This is a genomic window from Mesorhizobium sp. M8A.F.Ca.ET.161.01.1.1, assembly GCF_004792105.1.
In the GTDB taxonomy this organism is placed as follows: domain Bacteria; phylum Pseudomonadota; class Alphaproteobacteria; order Rhizobiales; family Rhizobiaceae; genus Mesorhizobium.
In genome coordinates, this window is record NZ_SRTD01000141.1 from 1 (window position 1) to 385 (window position 385).

The following is a 385-nucleotide window of genomic DNA, read 5'->3' on the forward strand; positions in this document are numbered from 1 at the left end:
ATGACAGAAGGCGCGGCCTACGATCGTAAAGTTCTGCGTCAGCGTATGCTGAACCTCGAAACTGATTTCCTATTCGATGAACCGACGGTCAAAGACCCCGCACCAGGCTATGACCTCTTTTTCTATCTTCAGCCAAAGGGAGCTCTCGTTGATGGAAGCGGCGCGCGGGAGGTTACCTCACTCAAAGGAATGAGCGGAGGGCCGATCTGGGCCGTCAGGTCCGTCGAAGAAGGAAAGTTCTGGTCGGCACAAATAGCCAGCAAGATTGTTGCGGTGCAGAGTTCTGAGATGGCCGGCAAATGGTCCCGTGGGGTTCATTGGCATGCAGTCACACAGATTCTATCCCAACCGGAGGTTTCTTTAAGCAATCCGCCATCAATTGATG

1 protein-coding gene is annotated in these 385 nt (G+C 53.2%); it reads left to right on the plus strand.

Going from position 1 to position 385, the window contains the following annotated elements:
- The coding region (locus EN804_RS37525; RefSeq protein ID WP_189602167.1) for a hypothetical protein at positions 1-385 on the plus strand (385 nt) is incomplete at both ends.